Origin of the sequence: Methylobacterium mesophilicum (genome assembly GCF_022179445.1) — a bacterium.
Lineage (GTDB): Bacteria > Pseudomonadota > Alphaproteobacteria > Rhizobiales > Beijerinckiaceae > Methylobacterium > Methylobacterium mesophilicum.
This window is the reverse complement of the sequence record NZ_BPQU01000018.1, coordinates 1-15,117: the sequence shown is the minus strand read 5'-3', so window position 1 is coordinate 15,117 and position 15,117 is coordinate 1. Positions and strand designations below refer to the sequence as shown.

Sequence of the window (15,117 nt, the reverse complement as noted above, 5' to 3'; positions counted from 1 at the left end):
GGTCCGGGACGAAAGGTTCGGGACATGGACGACGCGCACATCCTGGTGGTGGACGACCATCGCGACATCCGCGATCCGCTCGCTGCCTACCTGAAGAGGCATGAACTCCGGGTCACCGTCGCCGCGGACGCGGCCGCCGCTCGCGTCGTTCTCGCTGGAAGCGCCATCGACCTGGTGCTCCTCGACGTGATGATGCCGGGCGAGGACGGGCTCTCGCTCTGCCGCCATATCCGGGAGGCGTACGACACGCCGGTCATCCTCCTCACCGCCCTGGCGGAGGGGACCGACCGGATCGTCGGCCTGGAGATCGGGGCCGACGACTACGTCACGAAGCCGTTCGAGCCGCGCGAGCTCCTCGCCCGCATCAAGAACCTTCTCCGGCGCACGCGCGCGCTTCCCCGGACCCGGGACGGGGCCGACGGACGCAAGCTGGCGTTCGACCGCTGGACGCTGGACACCGACCGTCGCGAGCTCGTCGACGACGCCGGCACCCCGGTGGCGCTCAGCACGGCGGAGTTCCGCCTGCTATCGGCGCTGACCCGGCATCCCAGGGTGGTGCTTTCCCGCGACCAGCTTCTCGACCTGACCAGTGGCCGGACCGCCGACGCCTTCGACCGCAGCATCGACAACCAAGTCAGCCGCCTCCGGCGCAAGCTGGAGCGCGATCCCGCCAACCCGAGGCTCCTCAAGACCGTCTGGGGCGGCGGCTACGTCCTTGCCGCCGAGGTGAGGACGGTGCCTTGAGACTGATTCCGCGCTCGCTCGGCGGACGGCTGGCGCTCCTTCTCGTGCTCGCAGTCGTCTGTGCCCAGGCCGCGGCCTTCGCGATGTTTGCGCACGAGTCCTCTCGGGTCGGCCGCGCTGCGGCCAGGACCCAGGTGGTCGACCGCATCGCCACGCTGGTACGCCTACTCGACGCGGTCCAACCCGACACCGTCCCGAGCGTCGTCGCGGCCTACGGTTCACCCCGCCACCGTTTCACCATCGACGCCGGGAGCCTCGTGCCCGAGGGCACGATGGGGCCAGATGAGGCGCGGCTCGCGCGGCGGATCGACCGGCGCATGAAGGAGGACGCGAGTCAGGCGCGGATCGCCCTGGTCGAGCGGGATGTCGGGGAGGACGCCCCGCAGGGAAGCCTTTCCGACAGACCCCAGGTCCTGCGGGTCTCCGTCCGCTTGGATGACGGGCGCTGGCTCAACGTCGAGGCTCCGCTCGCACTCCGAACACCGCCCTGGATGCGCATCGCGCTCATCCAGGTCCTGGCGAGCGTAATCGCGGTGCTAGCGGTCGTCGCCGTCGCGAGACGTGGGATCGTCGGTCCGGTGACGGATCTCGCCAGAGCCGCCGAGATGACCGGTCGTGGTGCCTCGTTCGAACCGCTGTCGGAGCGTGGCCCAAGCGAGTTGCGAACCATGACGGTGGCGTTCAACCTGATGCAGGAGCGCTCGCGGACCTACGTTGCCGACCGCACCCGGATGCTGGCCGCCATCAGCCACGACCTGCGCACACCCATCGCTTCGTTGTGGCTCCGGGCCGAGATGGTCGAGGACGGCGATCTGAGGGACGCGATGGTCCGCACGATCTCGGACATGAGGCGGATGGTCGACGCGACCCTGGCGTTCGCACGCGACGATGCGCTCTCCCAGGACAGCGGCCCGTTGGACCTCGCCGAGATGGTCCAGGCCCTTGCGGACGACCATGTGGTCCTGGGGCGGGACGTGATCGTCGCTTCGCCGACCAGCCTTCCGTTCCATGGCCGGCGAATGGCGCTGCGCCGTGTCCTCGACAACCTCGTCGAGAACGCCGTCCGCTATGGCGGCAGGGCGCGGATCACCCTTGAGCGGGGCGATGATGTTGTCCGGGTCCTCGTTGACGATGACGGCCCGGGCATTCCGGCCGACCGGATCGAAGAGATGTTCGCGCCCTTCGCGCGGCTGGAGGGGTCGCGCAACGCGGACACGGGTGGGACCGGTCTCGGTCTCGCCATCGCACGGTCGGCGATCCGCGCGCATGGGGGCGACGTGGCCCTCGTCAACCGTGCCGGTGGCGGCCTGCGGGCCGAGGTGAGCCTACCGGCCTGAGGACCGGAATGCCGCAGGATGGAGGCGGAGGATGTCTTCCGCATCCCCGGCGTCGCGCGATCATGCAGCCCTGGCGGTCACCTTCGAAGGTGCCGGTCGCGACCTGGTATTCGAGTTGTGCCTTGATCCTTGAACTTACACGCTGAGCCGCGGAAACGTCCGCTTCGGAGAAGGCGCCGGAGTTGGCTGAACGGCCGAGATGGGCGCAGAGCCGAACGACCGCTTTGGCGCGGGTCGGCGATCCGGCATGGCGTAGTCTGGCCGTAAGCGGAATAGCCGCTTCGGAGGAGGTGTGCTCGAAAAGCGGACAGGCTCCTACCGACCCAAGCCGGTCGGGCAGGCTCGTGTGACAGCCGCCGGAAAGCGGACCGCGGTATCTTTCGCCACGGATGGCAGCGATTGTGCCCATGCGATAGAGGGTGCTTTTGCAGGCGGCTTGCATTTTGGTCCCCTGGGCGGACGAGAACTTCATCGGGGAGGCGTGCTCGAACCGCCTCGGCTGGCTGTCTTGGCTTCGGCGGTCACCTGCCATGCCTCTTCAGCCACGCTTCCATGTCGGAGATCTCCGTGACTTGGTCGGCAATGATTTTCTTGGCCATCGCCCTGGTGGCGGGATCCCTGGCATGCTTCAGGGCGACCCTCGCCATGGCGACCGCGCCTTTGTGATGCGGGATCATGTGGGCGTAGAAGTCGACGTCGGGGTCGCCGATATAGGGAATGTCCATATCCTTCATCATCGCCGTGTCGGCGGCCTTGAATTCTCTGGTCGAGGCGTCGTCTTTCGCGTCTGACTTCGTCGAGCCCATCTCCATGCCGACCATTGAGCCGTGACCGTTCACGCCCTGCGCGAGGACTGGGCTAGCCACCCCGGTCCACAGCAGAGCGACAGCGAGAAGTGCGGGGTTGTGGGTCATGAGTTTTCCTCTCCGGGGTAGGAGCCACTCGAACTTACCGCTGTCGGTCGCGCCTTCCGGGCTGGCGAGTTGCACCGCGTCGTTCGAGCTGTCGCCAAGTGCGGGGCATCGCCGGTTGCGTGGCTGCCGTCGGCCGGGTCCAGGGGCGCTTGAATGGGCCTGCCGCGTATTTCGAAGATGGGGCGTATTGACGTCGGTCGTCGCAAACGGCTTCCAATCCTCAATTAACAAAAGCGATGAATTCGGATTACAGAGTTTTGTCGATCCGGTCCATATTAGACGCAAGATGCTGAAAAACTGAATTTTAATTGCCGGACCAAAGCTGGTTCTCAAGGTGCGTAGCGCGTAAAGACAAAATCATGGTCTGACGATACGCGAGCATGGCATGGCGCGCAGGTAATCATTAGCTCTTCGCTCCGGTTGGGCTTGCCACCTTCGAATTGGCCGTACCCCCATCCGCCCGTATCGGCGAATTTCTTAGAGTCCTTGACGCTGAATTGCACGTTCGTCGGGGAGCCGGGAACGAACGATTGCGTTTGGCCGAAAACCGCGTCGTTTTCGGCGGACGACACATACTCCCACGCCAACCGCGCGATGATGGCGCCATCCGGGAATGGGCGCGTCCCTTCCCGATATGCCTTGACCGCGATGTCGTTTCCAAGAACGGCACGAATGTCGTTGAGCTTACCCGCTTCGTGCGCCACGCTGATCAATTGCCAATCGCGGTACCCTGCAGGAAGTCTGATGCCGAAGATCGGAGCAGCATCGTCATCAGCACTTCCAGCCGCCAATGGAAGAAAGACCATGACGCAGCCGCCCATGATGTATGCACCGAGGCGAAGAAATGCCGTTCTCATGGTGTTCTCCCCCTGAACCCTATGCTTAACTATTTCTCGATTGACGCCGCTCCGGCGGTTGACGTCAGATCCGTGTGGCGGAGTCTTGAGGCCGCCATGCTCGACCTAAAGCGCTCCACGTGGTTTCGCCGGGTCGGTTCCGGAAGCCTGAAGCACGCAGGCCTCCACCAGCCGCGAGAGAGCCTCCGCGGCACGCCTCGGATTGCCGTCGGTCAAGCAGTGACGCTCCGCCAGCCACAGGGGGTCGTCGTAACCGACCCAAGTCCGATCCGCCGGATCACACCACACGAGGGCGCGTAAAGGCAGGTCAACGCCGATGGTCTGGTTTGCCTGCATCAGAGGCGTTCCGCCTTCCGCCCTGCCGAACACCAGCAATTGCGTCGGCCGCAGATTGAGCCCCGCCTGGGCCGCCGCGGCCGCATGATCCAGTCGGAGGAACACCGTCAGGCCGCGCTCCGCCACGGCGCCGACAAGGTTGTCCATGGTCTCGCCGGGCTGGAACCGGCTCTCATGCTCGATAAAACCGGCCGTCATGGGCGAGGCTCCCTGTCCCAGCGGGCCGCCACCTCGTCCATTTTGGCGGCCAGCTCGCTTGGGGTCAGGATGCCCTTCGCGAACAAAATATTGGCGAACGCGGCGATCCACCGCTCGTAGTAGCTGAGCGCACCGACCATCTCGGCTCCAAGCGCCTCGACACCCCTACGCTTCTCCTCGGTGTTGAGAATCTTGTAGAAGTCGAGCACGTCGGCGAGGGCGTGACACCGCTTCTCCCAAGGCTCAAGTTCGTGTTCGACCCGCTGGATGTGCCCACCGTCCAGGCCTCCGATGTCGTTCGGCAGCCGCTTCAGCAGCATCTCGGTCTGGGTCATCGGTCGGCTCCAGCAATTGGAAGCTTGACGGGCGCGACGCCGATCATCGTGTCGCGCGTGACAAGGGCAGCCAGTTCCTCCTCGCCCCAGCCTTCCGTTTCTGCCGGTCGCCGCGGCAGGACGAGGTAGCGGACCATCGCGGTCGAGTCGCTCACCCGGATCTCGACGTCGTCAGGGATGATGGTGCCGAACTCTGCCAAAACCGCGCGCGGCTCGCTCACGGCACGGGACCGGAAAGGTTTCAGCTTGTACCAGTCGGGTGGAAGTCCAAGAACGGGCCGAGGATAGCACGAACACAGCGTGCAGACGATCAGGTTATGCACCTGGTCGGTGTTCTCCAACACGATAAGCCCGGTGTCGTCGTAGAAGCTGATTCCGAGCTCCTCGCAGGCGGCTCGGCCGTCGGCGAGGAGACGTTCCTTGAAGTCGGGGTCGACCCAAGCCCGCGCGACAACCTTGGCGCCGAGAGCGGGGGTGCGCGAGTCCAGGACTTCGATCTGTCTCCGGATCTCGTCCGCGCCGATGAGGCGATGCTCGATCAGGAGTTCCCGCACCGCGGTCTCCATAATCTCGTAGTAGCCGGGTCGTCCCGTGTGGACGATCTCCGAATGGGGGTGATCATGCCCGTGATGATCAACGTTCGGATCCCCGTGCGCGCTCATTCCCCCATCCTCTCAAGCCAGGTCTCGAACCCTTCGATGTGCAGGCTGTCGCGCGACGAAGCCGCATAATCGGGCCAGAGCTGCGCCATCGCGAAGGGCGACGCGGTAGTAGTGCAGCCTCGAACCGGCGTTGCGCCCGTACGCTTCCTCCTCGTTGTCGATGCCGGCCGGTTCGATGACCTTCTCGATCACACCTTCACGACCACGCAGGTACAGCGGCACGCGATAGTGCCCGACCGGAGAGCGCTTCGCGATCCTGACACCCTCGCCAACCTTGAAGCTGGGCGTCTCACCCAAAGCCCATACGATGCTCTGGTCCCGCTCAGTAGCTGTCATCCCTGGCGTCCGCTCGGTCGGCATCTTCTGAAAGGTAGCGGTAGCCAGCGCCGTCCCGCTCGGCGAAACCCACGCCGGGATAGGGCCAGTGATAGCCTAGAAGCATCGCGTGCTCGCTCGCCGCGCGGTCCAGCAGGCGTTCGCGGCTGGCGATGGCCTGCCCGTCGTCGGCGTCGAAGCCGAACGTCCACCTGGGATTTGGGAAGAACACGGATGGCGTCGTGACGACGTCGCCGGCGATTATCAGCCCGTCTCCTCCGGCCACCTCGAAGGAGAGGTGGCCCGGCGTGTGACCCGGGGTCGCCATGGCTCGGATCCCGGAAATCACCTCGTCTCCGGGGCGCACCATCGTAACCCGGTCGCGTACGGCTGCGTACTGGCGACGGGCCCCGATCGCGAACGGCCGCTGAGCGTCAGGCAGCTTCGTCCAGACGTCGTCGTGGTTCCAGAAGTCCCACTCGGTCGCGCCGGCATAGTAGGTGGCATTGGGGAAGCGCAGAGCACCGTCTGCCAGGACGGTCCCCCAGATGTGATCCGGGTGACCGTGGGTGAGGACCACCTTCGTAATGCTGCCGGCGTCGATGCCCGAGGCCGCGAGGTGCCGAGAGAGTTGCCCGAGACCCGGCTGGAACCCCACTCCGCCGGTATCGAACAGGATCAGCTCCTCACCGGTGCGGACTAGGGGGATGTTGACCGCCGGCTCGTAGATTTCCGAGCGGATACCGGCGCCCTCCAATGCCGCGCTTCGGTCTGCCGCCGGCGCTTCAGGGGCCAGCAGTGTCGTAGGCAGTACCAGATGCCCATCGCTGAGGACCGTGACTTCGTAGGAGCCATGCCTGAAACGATAAGGCGCTCGCCTCGCCACTTCCGAGTGAGCGCGCTGTTCGGGAGTAACTGCGGAGTGCACGGACCGGCCGTCCGTAGTGTCCTCCTGCCCAGTCATACCGCGGTCCCCGATCCCGGGCCACGAACGTGGCTGGCGCTGGCTCCGGGCGATCCAGGCTGCCTTGTTCGACCCTGCGCCTCGGCACAGATCCGGTCGCGGAGCTCCGGGTCGTCGGCAATCTCAGTGCTGGTAAAGCGCGGCGTGATGTGTTGCGGGCAGTTCCAATCGAACGCCTCGACCCTGATCAGAAATGCACGTTCGATCACGGCCCGGTAGCCAGGCGGCGCGAGACGGTCGACCTGTTCGGAAAAGTCGGTCCTCTCGACGCCCCGCATGCGGCCGAACAGTTTCAGGCGGCGCCGGCTTGGATAGTCCATTAGGAACAGCGAGACACGGTCGTCGACGGCGACATTTCCGGTCGTCACGTACTGCCGATTGCCACGGTAATCGGCGAACCCCAGGTCAGCCTCGCCGAGGACCCTCAGAAAGCCCGGCGGACCGCCGCGGAACTGCACGTAAGGCCAGCCGGTCTGCGAGACTGTCGCGATGTAGAAGCCGTCGCGTGCCGCGATGAACGCGCGCTCGCCGGGACCGAGCCGCGCGCCGGGCTCATCGAGCGCGTCGTACCGCGCGTAGAGATTTCGGCTTCCCTGCGCCTCTTGAACCGCTTTCACCGACTGCGTGAAGGCGATATCGGAGTACCTGCGGCCCATATTGCCTCCTCCCCGTCAAATCGTCCTCGCTTGGATCCTCTGGCGCTGTCGCCGACTCGGATTTCAATTTGGCCGTACTCGCTCAGACACCTTCGTGAACGAGGCGGGTGAATAGCGTTGGCGTGATGACGAATTGGCCCCAGACTTCGTCGAAGGCTGCCGTGGGTCTCGCCGCCACGATTTCTTCCAGTGATCTTCCCTGCGCCTTCAGTGCGGCGACCTTGTCCCGCACCGTGACGAGCATGTCGTGGAACCGCTGCAGCCCCGCGCGGTCGCTGACTGGAAAGCCGTGGCCGGGGATGACGATGGTGCTTTCGGTCGCCTGGGCAAGATTGGCTTCCGCAGCACGGATGCTCCCGTCGATGCTACCGCCGGTCGAATAGTCGATGAAGGGGTAGACACCGTTCCAGTACGTGTCGGCGACATGCAGGACCTCGGGCTCCTCGAAGTGAACCGAGATGTCGCTGTCCGTGTGGGCGGGCCCATAGTAGCGCAATGCCAGCGTGGTACCGTCGAGGCTCAGGCGGTGATCTGTTGCGAACACCTCGGTCGGCAGTGCCGCTTCCGGAAGCTGCACGAAGTCGTAGTCCCAGTCCTCGACGCGCTGCGTGGTCGAGAGGTGCCGGCGCGTGTTCTCATGGGCGATGATTGTCGGGGACAGCTCGTGCAGCCAAGCGTTCCCGTCGGCGTGATCGAAGTGCCAATGCGTGTTGATCAGATGCGTGACCGGTTCGGGGCCGAGCGTCGCGAGCGCTGAGGCGACCTGCGGGCGCGACACGGCGATGCCGGCGTCGACGAGAATCTTACCGGCGCGGCCCGCCAGAACCGCGATGTTGCCGCCAGATCCTTCCAAGACCGCGATGTTGCCGCGGAGATGGTGGACCTTGATGGCAGCCTTCGCCGCCTCGAACTTGATCGTCTCGACGATACCGCGCGCTTTAGCGAAGGATTGTCTCGGGGAGAGCCACGTTCCGTTCGCCCCGAATGTCGTATCCGGCGTGCCACAGAGGCAGAGGCCGCTGTGGGAGAGCTGAAACTGAGATGACGGCATCACACGGCTCTCCTTCTGGCGGGCGGGCCGCTATGACGCCGACAGGAAGTCGCGAAGATCCGCGTTAACGCGGTCCTTGTGGGTGGTGCACAATCCGTGTGGGGCGCCCTCGTAGACCAGGAGCTTCGCATCCTTGATCATCTTCGAGGACCGTCGCGCCGAGGCATCAATCGGCACGATCTGATCGTCGTCGCCATGAAGTACCAGCGTCGGAACATCGAAGCGAGTGAGATCTTGCGTAAGGTCCGTCTCTGAGAACGCCCTGATGCAGAAGTACGAAGCGGGGAAGCCTGCCATCATGCCCTGCAGCCAGAACGCCTCACGCACGCCCTCCGAAATGGCTGCACCGGGGCGGTTGTAGCCGTAGAATGGCATGCTCAGATCCTTCCAGAACTGCGACCGGTCGGCCTGCACAGCGGAGCGGAGGACGTCGAACGCCTCGATGGGCGTCCCGTCTGGATTGTCGACGCTCCTGAGCATCATTGGCGGGATGGCGCCGATCAGAACGGCCTTCGCGACCCGCTCCGTGCCGTGCCTGCCGATGTAGCGGGCGACTTCGCCCCCTCCCGTCGAGTGGCCGACATGCATGACCTCCCGAAGGTCGAGAGCCCTGACCAGCGCGGCTAGGTCGTCCGCGTAGGTATCGAGGTCGTTGCCGGTCCAGGGTTGGCTGGAGCGGCCGTGCCCCCGCCTGTCATGCGCGATGCAGCGGTACCCCTGGCTGGCGAGGAAGAACATCTGATCCTCGAAGGCGTCGGCGCTGAGAGGCCAGCCGTGGCTGAAGACCACGGGTTGCCCCTCGCCCCGGTCCTTGAAGTAGATCTCGGTGCCGTCTTCGACCTTGATCGTGCCCATGCGCCGCCCCCTCGCGTGCCAACTGCACCTCAGCGGCCGGCGACGTTACGGTCGAGGAAGTCCCGAATCATGGGCGCCATGACGTCGAGTTTGTCTTCAAGGGCGAAATGCCCGGTATCCAGCAGATGCAGCTCGGCGTCGGGCAGGTCTCGCAGATACGGGTGTGCGCCGTCGGCCGGGAAGATTGTATCGTTCCGGCCCCAGACGATCAGCGTCGGCGGCTTGCGCTCGCGGAAGAAGGCCTGGAATTGCGGGTAGAGCGGTACGTTGGTGCCGTAGTCGCGGAAGAGGTCGAGCTGAATATCCTTGTTGCCCGGCCTGTCGAGAAGCACCTGATCGTGCAGCCAGTTGTCCGGATCGATCCGGGTCACGTCGGCGACGCCGTCGACGTACTGAAACTTCGTCGTTTCCGGCGCGACGAGGAAGGCGAGAGCGTCACGCCGTTCCGGGGTATCCTCGCGCCAGTAGGCCTTGATCGGATCCCAGAACTCCTTCAGCCCCTCCTCGTAAGCGTTGCCGTTCTGGACGACCAGCGCGCTGACACGTTCGGGATGCTTGAGGGCGAGCCGATAGCCGACCGGGGCACCGTAATCCATCACGTACATCGCGTAACGGCCCGCCCCCAGTTGGGAGAGAAGCCCATCGACGAGGTCGGCGTAGTGCGCGAACGTGTATGCGAACGTCCGATGATCAGGAGCATCGCTGCCGCCGAAGCCCGGATAGTCTGGTGCGATGACGCGGTAGCGGTTCGCGAGGAGCGGGATCAGGTTGCGAAACATGTGTGACGAGGTCGGGAAGCCGTGCAACAGCAACACGACCGGTGCGCCCGCCGGGCCGGCTTCTCGGTAGAAGACGTTCACGTCGTCGACCTTGGCGGTGCGGTAATGGGTGACCGGAATGCTGGCGGGATCAGTCACGTAGCCACCTTCGCATCGAACCACTCAATCGAAGTTAGCGTATTGTGATCGACCGCAGAATGCCTAAGCTGCGAAATCCTTGATTTCGCGGGGCGGAACAATGATTGACCGTCTCGATGCAATGCGGGTGTTCGTCACCGCCCTGGACGAAGGCAGCCTCGCCTCCGCCGGCCGACGCCTCAATCGCTCGCCGGCGGCCGTGACGCGGGCCATCGCCGCCCTTGAGAGTCACGTCGGAGTTCAGCTCCTGCACCGGACGACCCGACGGCTGCAGTTGACCGAGGCTGGCAAGCAGTACGCCGCCGTCTGCCGCAGGGTGCTGACGGACTTAGGTGAAGCCGACCTCGCCTTTGCCGGACATCGGGCTGCCCCGCAGGGCGTCCTGACCGTCACCGCCCCCGTGATGTTCGGGACACGTGTCCTGCGCCCGGTCGTGGGTGAGTTCCTAAAGGCATATCCCGCGATGCAGGTCCGATACCTGCTGCTCAATCGGATGACGAGCCTCCTCGATGAGGGCATCGACGTCGCGCTCCGGATCGCCCCGCTGCAGGATTCCAACTTGATAGCGATACGCATCGGCGAGGTGCGCCGCGTTCTGTGTGCATCGCCCGACTACCTAGCTGGCCGGCCGCCGATCATGTCCCTATCCGATCTGGCGCAGCACGACGCCATCGGCATCGAGCCCACGAGCCTGGAGGATATATGGAGCTTCCCCCCCTTGGATGGAGGCAGGGTTTCCCGCACGGTCCGGGTCAAGCCGCGCCTGATGGTCAACACCGACGAGGCCGCCGTCAGCGCGGCGGTCGACGGTGAGGGCATCGCCCGGATCTTCTCCTACAAGATCCAGCAGGAAGTCTTCGGCGGCAGCTTGGTCGTCCTACTTCCCGAGGACGAGCCGCCTCCCGTGCCCGTACATCTGGTCACGCTACCTGATCGGCTGTCGCTCGCTAAAGTGCGGACCTTCATGGACTTCGCCGCCGTTCGCCTCAGGGCCGACTTCGACCGCAACCCGCCGCAACCCGAGGACCGACGTTCCTCCCGGGAACGGCTCGACGCCGAGGTCTCGCGCCAGCGATTGACGCCGAACCGGAATGGCGCCGGCCGGCTATCGGGAAGTCCGTGACCGGTCGATGCGTGGATTTTGCGGCGTGCCGCCCATTCACCGGCTCAATCGCGGGTCGTCCTGATTGACGCGGCTGCGCAGCGTGAAGACCCCGCTTCCGGACAGGATGGCACTCCGGGCGAGGAGACGGCCGCTCTGCCAGTTCGACAGCCCGAGCTCGGGCTGGTTTAGGGCATATTGCCCGTCGACCCATCGGGTGAACCCGTCGCTTACGAAGGGCGCGTTCACCGTGTCGTAGAAGCGCCGATGCGCCTCCGGGTCCCGACTGATCAACGATGCGGCGAAACGCGGGCTGTGGCGATTAAACAGCGCGACCGCGTGATCGAGATCATCCACGATCTTCAGGCTGACCTCGGGCGTGTCTTCCCATTCCCACTCGTAGCCGAGATCGTCCTCGGATTGGATCTCCGTCAGCGGTTCGGTGCGTTCGCCTTCGGCGCGCCGGACCCGGACGGCGGCGCTGCGCCAGGCGTCCGGCAGGACGGTCTCGTCGCCTGCCACCACATGAAGCTTGCACCCGAAGCCGCGTGCGCGGCCGGCGGCGTCCAGGGCCGACAGGAAAACCGGCACGAGATCCGCCACCCGGGCGCGATGGATGCAGCACACGTTCAGCGTGTTGCAGACCTTTCGGTCCAACGAGGCTTCGACAGCCGCGGAGAAGCGCTCCGCGTCCGCATCGCGGTCGGCCACCATCCACGCTCCGCCGGTTCCGTGCAGGCTGACCGCCGTGCCGGCCTGCCGGGCGACGCTCCCGAGCTGAGCCACCGCCCGACCCGACCCACGTGCTACCGCCAGCGAGAGCCGGCGGTCCGCAAAGAGCGCCCAACCGGTCGACCGTTCCGGGCTCTCGACGAGCGAGATGGCTCCGGGTGGTAAGCCGGCCTCATCGAGCGCGGGCACGAGGGCGTGCCGCATGATGGCCTGTGCGGTGCCGAGTGCGTCGCTGCCGATGCGGAAGACGGCCGTGTTGCCGCTGCGCAGGACGCCCGCTGCATCGGCGAGCACGTTCGGGCGTCCCTCGAAGACGAAGCCGACTACCCCGAGCGGTGCCGCCACCTGCTCGATGGTCCAGCCGGTATGGACGATGCGTTCGACGACCCGACCGCGCAGCGTCTCGCTGTCACGCCACGCCCGCAGGCCCGCGACCATGTCCTGCCGCATCCGGTCGGTGGCGACGAGCCGGGTCGTCGAACGGCCACCGCCCTGGGCGCGCTCGACATCCTGCCGGTTCGCCTCGGCGATGGCACTCCAAGCCGAAGGGTCTTCGAGGAGCGCGGCGAAACGGTCGAAGAACCGCTCGATTGCCTGATCCGGAATGGCCGACATCGCCATGAAGGCGGCATGCGCACGGTCCACTGCGGCGGCGGCCAATGCGATCTGAGCCGCGGGGATATGCAGGAGGTCTCCGGTCTCCTGCAGGACCAGCAGATGGTCGCCGGGCTGAAAGGCAGCCGCAAGCTCCGGCGTGACCACGGTCACGCGGTCCCCGCCGAAAGGCACAGGCGTTCCCGATACGAGGCGCTCGATGGTGGTCGTCATGGGAGCGGGCATAGGGCGATCTCGGTGTGGAAACCAAGCCGTGCCGTCGTGGAAAACGACCACCCAATAGAGCGGTGTGGCCACGGTGGGCGCGCCAAGGGCCTCTCTTCCGATCCGAGGGGATCCGGCCGACGGGATGAGCACGGCGCCGGCCTCACCTTCCCTGGAAGGCGGTGACCCAACTGCAGCAAACGTCTCGCCGAGACCCGCGCGCTCATGGCTTTGACCGGCGAGATTGCTGACGGGACGCGCCTTTGGCGCGAGCCGCAATCGAGCGTCCCGCTTCGTCGCGACCGGACTGTTCGAGACCCGTGATCAGGATATCGACTAGACGCATGGCCGACTGCCTCCGGTCCGGGCCGGAGCTGATGTTGGCTACGCTGGCCACCGCCCGCAGCAGGTCGAGCGGCTCCATGCCGAGTTGGATCTCGCCCGCGGCGACCGCGCGGTCGCACAACATGGCCATGGACTGCTTAATCTGGGCGCCGGACGCGGCATACAGGCCGGCCGGTCCGTCCGTCATCGCATTGAGGGCCTCCGACATGCCTTGCTTGGTCGCCATGTAGTCGACGAACACCAGCATCCATTCCCGCAAGGCCTCAGTCGGGGAACGGGTGGCTGTGAGCCGCTCCGCGGCCTCGGCGAGATGGGCTGTCTCATTCCTGTAGACCGCCTCGATCAGGGCGTCGCGGGTCGGGAAGTGGCGGTAGAGCGTGCCGACACCCACGCCTGCCGCGCGCGCGATCTCCTCCAGGCCTGCGGACGCGCCCTTCTCGGCGAAGGTCGCCTTGGCCGTGTCGAGTAGCCGGGCGCGGTTGCGCTGGGCGTCGGCACGCGGCCTGCGGGCTGGCGGACGAGGCTCCTCTTCGTCCACGGGCGAACCCCTCTTGCTAAACGGAGGATCCCTCCGTATTTAAACGGAGGCAACCTCCTCTTACCGATTTAAATGCCGGCGAACAATGGCTTCGCGGGCGACGGGCGAGGTGTGTCCACCGGCAAGGAGAGCAACATGGCCGCATCATTCGGGGCGACCTCGACCACCGACGAGGTGCTCGCGGGCGTCGAACTCAACGGAAAGCGCGTGCTCGTCACCGGCGTGTCGGCGGGGCTTGGCGTGGAGACGGCCCGCGCCCTCGCCGCGCACGGGGCGCAGGTCGTCGGTACGGCGCGGGATCTCGCCAAGGCCGAGGCGGCGACTGCCATAGTCCGCGATCAGGCAGCGCATGGCGGAAGTCTCGAACTGGTCGCGCTCGACCTCGCCTCGCTGGCGAGCGTGCGTGCCTGCGCCGACGCGCTGCTGGCGGACGGCAGACCGTTCGACGTCGTCATCGCCAACGCTGGCGTCATGGCCACGCCGCTGGGTCGAACGGCCGACGGTTTCGAGACGCAGTTCGGCACGAACCATCTCGGCCACTTCGTCCTCGTGAACCGGATCGCGTCCTCGATCCGGGACGGCGGTCGGCTGGTCATGGTCGCCTCGGCCGGTCATCGCTACGCGGAGCCGGATCTCGACGACCCGGGCTTCGAGCACGCGCCCTACGACCCGATGGTCGCGTACGGGCGCTCGAAGACGGCCAACATCCAGTTCGCCGTGGAGTTCGACCGGCGGCACAGGACGCGCGGCGTGCGGGCGACGGCCCTGCACCCCGGCGGCATCCAGACCGAGCTCGGCCGGCATGTAGGCCAGGGCGCCGTCGCCCAGTCGGTCGAGCGGATCAACGCCGACCTCGCTGCGGCCGGCAAGCCGGCTTTTGCGTGGAAGACCATCCCCCAAGGGGCTGCCACGTCGGTTTGGGCGGCCTTCGTGGCGTCGGCGGGGGCAGTCGGCGGCCGCTATTGCGAGAACTGCCACGTGTCCGAGATCACCGACGGGCTGATCACCCCCGTCAGCGAGGGCGTGCGCTCCTACGCGCTGGATCCCGAACGCGCGCGCGCGCTCTGGGCGAGGAGCGAGGACTTGGTGGACGAGCGTTTCTGACATTGCAACTAGGCAACTTCGAGCCAGACCTAGCCGAAGATCGGATGTCCGCATTGCTGCGCTTACCGCTCAAAAGCAGACCGTCTTAAATCCAGCCATCTGAGACGTTCAGGCGGGCGCTTCGTGGTGGCAGTTGCTGGCCGATAGCAGAATGACCGCTTCGGAGCTGACCTGTTGGAAAAGCGGACGGACCTGCACCAACCTATCACGCTCACGCGAATAGCTATCGGCCCTTCTCGAAAGCGGCCACTGGCCAGCCGCCCAATAACATCGGCTTTGGTTGGAGGCTGTGTGAAAAGAGGACGCCAAGCTGGGGATGTCCGGCCGCTTGGGATA

The 15,117-nt window shown here is 65.7% G+C and carries 17 protein-coding genes; 4 read left to right on the top strand and 13 right to left on the bottom strand.

The annotated features are described in order from the left end of the window. Window positions 1-24 precede the first annotated feature (24 nt). Window positions 25-744 (top strand): response regulator, encoded by a 720-nt coding sequence (locus MFF40_RS17700; RefSeq protein ID WP_238261558.1) that lies wholly within the window; start codon window positions 25-27, stop codon window positions 742-744. After that, window positions 741-2,081, top strand: coding sequence for an ATP-binding protein (locus MFF40_RS17695; RefSeq protein WP_238261556.1), 1,341 nt, complete (start codon window positions 741-743; stop codon window positions 2,079-2,081). Before MFF40_RS17700 ends, MFF40_RS17695 begins: the two co-directional genes overlap by 4 nt. A 521-nt stretch (window positions 2,082-2,602) precedes the next feature. On the opposite strand, the gene copM is transcribed toward MFF40_RS17695, so the two are convergent. From copM to MFF40_RS17640, 11 genes are all read right to left on the bottom strand, one after another. Next, the gene (gene copM / locus MFF40_RS17690; protein ID WP_147852762.1) at window positions 2,603-2,995 is read right to left on the bottom strand and encodes a CopM family metallochaperone; all 393 of its coding nucleotides are present in this window, start codon (window positions 2,993-2,995) and stop codon (window positions 2,603-2,605) included. 329 nt (window positions 2,996-3,324) lie between these two features. Then, window positions 3,325-3,852 (bottom strand): cytochrome P460 family protein, encoded by a 528-nt coding sequence (locus tag MFF40_RS17685; protein ID WP_238261554.1) that lies wholly within the window; start codon window positions 3,850-3,852, stop codon window positions 3,325-3,327. 105 nt (window positions 3,853-3,957) lie between these two features. Continuing rightward, the gene (locus MFF40_RS17680; protein ID WP_147852764.1) at window positions 3,958-4,386 is read right to left on the bottom strand and encodes a DUF302 domain-containing protein; all 429 of its coding nucleotides are present in this window, start codon (window positions 4,384-4,386) and stop codon (window positions 3,958-3,960) included. Further along, window positions 4,383-4,721: an SH3-like domain-containing protein gene (locus tag MFF40_RS17675; protein ID WP_147898821.1), complete on the bottom strand. Its 339-nt coding sequence runs from the start codon at window positions 4,719-4,721 to the stop codon at window positions 4,383-4,385. The genes MFF40_RS17680 and MFF40_RS17675 overlap by 4 nt, the downstream gene beginning before the upstream one ends. Next, a complete protein-coding gene (gene nthA / locus MFF40_RS17670; protein ID WP_147852766.1) occupies window positions 4,718-5,383 on the bottom strand; it encodes a nitrile hydratase subunit alpha in 666 nt (221 codons plus the stop codon). Before nthA ends, MFF40_RS17675 begins: the two co-directional genes overlap by 4 nt. A 12-nt stretch (window positions 5,384-5,395) precedes the next feature. Continuing rightward, complete coding sequence (locus MFF40_RS17665) at window positions 5,396-5,719, bottom strand: SH3-like domain-containing protein (RefSeq protein ID WP_238261552.1); 324 nt, start codon at window positions 5,717-5,719, stop codon at window positions 5,396-5,398. Continuing rightward, window positions 5,706-6,455 carry an MBL fold metallo-hydrolase gene (locus tag MFF40_RS17660; RefSeq protein ID WP_238261550.1) on the bottom strand — a complete coding sequence of 250 codons (750 nt, stop codon included), beginning with the start codon at window positions 6,453-6,455 and terminating at the stop codon, window positions 5,706-5,708. Before MFF40_RS17660 ends, MFF40_RS17665 begins: the two co-directional genes overlap by 14 nt. A 203-nt stretch (window positions 6,456-6,658) precedes the next feature. After that, window positions 6,659-7,318 carry a pyridoxamine 5'-phosphate oxidase family protein gene (locus MFF40_RS17655; protein ID WP_238261548.1) on the bottom strand — a complete coding sequence of 220 codons (660 nt, stop codon included), beginning with the start codon at window positions 7,316-7,318 and terminating at the stop codon, window positions 6,659-6,661. An 82-nt stretch (window positions 7,319-7,400) separates the two neighbouring features. Next, a complete protein-coding gene (locus MFF40_RS17650; RefSeq protein ID WP_238261546.1) occupies window positions 7,401-8,369 on the bottom strand; it encodes an MBL fold metallo-hydrolase in 969 nt (322 codons plus the stop codon). Between the two features lie 30 nt (window positions 8,370-8,399). Continuing rightward, a complete protein-coding gene (locus MFF40_RS17645; protein ID WP_238261544.1) occupies window positions 8,400-9,224 on the bottom strand; it encodes an alpha/beta fold hydrolase in 825 nt (274 codons plus the stop codon). Between the two features lie 29 nt (window positions 9,225-9,253). Further along, window positions 9,254-10,141, bottom strand: coding sequence for an alpha/beta fold hydrolase (locus tag MFF40_RS17640; RefSeq protein ID WP_147898824.1), 888 nt, complete (start codon window positions 10,139-10,141; stop codon window positions 9,254-9,256). Between the two features lie 100 nt (window positions 10,142-10,241). On the opposite strand from MFF40_RS17640, the gene MFF40_RS17635 reads away from it, so the two are divergent. Next, window positions 10,242-11,264: a LysR family transcriptional regulator gene (locus MFF40_RS17635; RefSeq protein WP_238261542.1), complete on the top strand. Its 1,023-nt coding sequence runs from the start codon at window positions 10,242-10,244 to the stop codon at window positions 11,262-11,264. A gap of 36 nt (window positions 11,265-11,300) precedes the next feature. On the opposite strand, the gene MFF40_RS17630 is transcribed toward MFF40_RS17635, so the two are convergent. Together MFF40_RS17630 and MFF40_RS17625 are read right to left on the bottom strand one after the other, a co-directional pair. Beyond that, on the bottom strand, window positions 11,301-12,803 hold the full coding sequence (locus MFF40_RS17630; RefSeq protein ID WP_238261539.1) for an aldehyde dehydrogenase family protein: 1,503 nt from the start codon (window positions 12,801-12,803) through the stop codon (window positions 11,301-11,303). Window positions 12,804-13,017: 214 nt separating this feature from the next. Continuing rightward, window positions 13,018-13,677 carry a TetR/AcrR family transcriptional regulator gene (locus MFF40_RS17625; RefSeq protein WP_147898826.1) on the bottom strand — a complete coding sequence of 220 codons (660 nt, stop codon included), beginning with the start codon at window positions 13,675-13,677 and terminating at the stop codon, window positions 13,018-13,020. Between the two features lie 135 nt (window positions 13,678-13,812). On the opposite strand from MFF40_RS17625, the gene MFF40_RS17620 reads away from it, so the two are divergent. Continuing rightward, a complete protein-coding gene (locus MFF40_RS17620) occupies window positions 13,813-14,781 on the top strand; it encodes an SDR family NAD(P)-dependent oxidoreductase (protein WP_238261537.1) in 969 nt (322 codons plus the stop codon). Window positions 14,782-15,117: the final 336 nt, after the last annotated feature.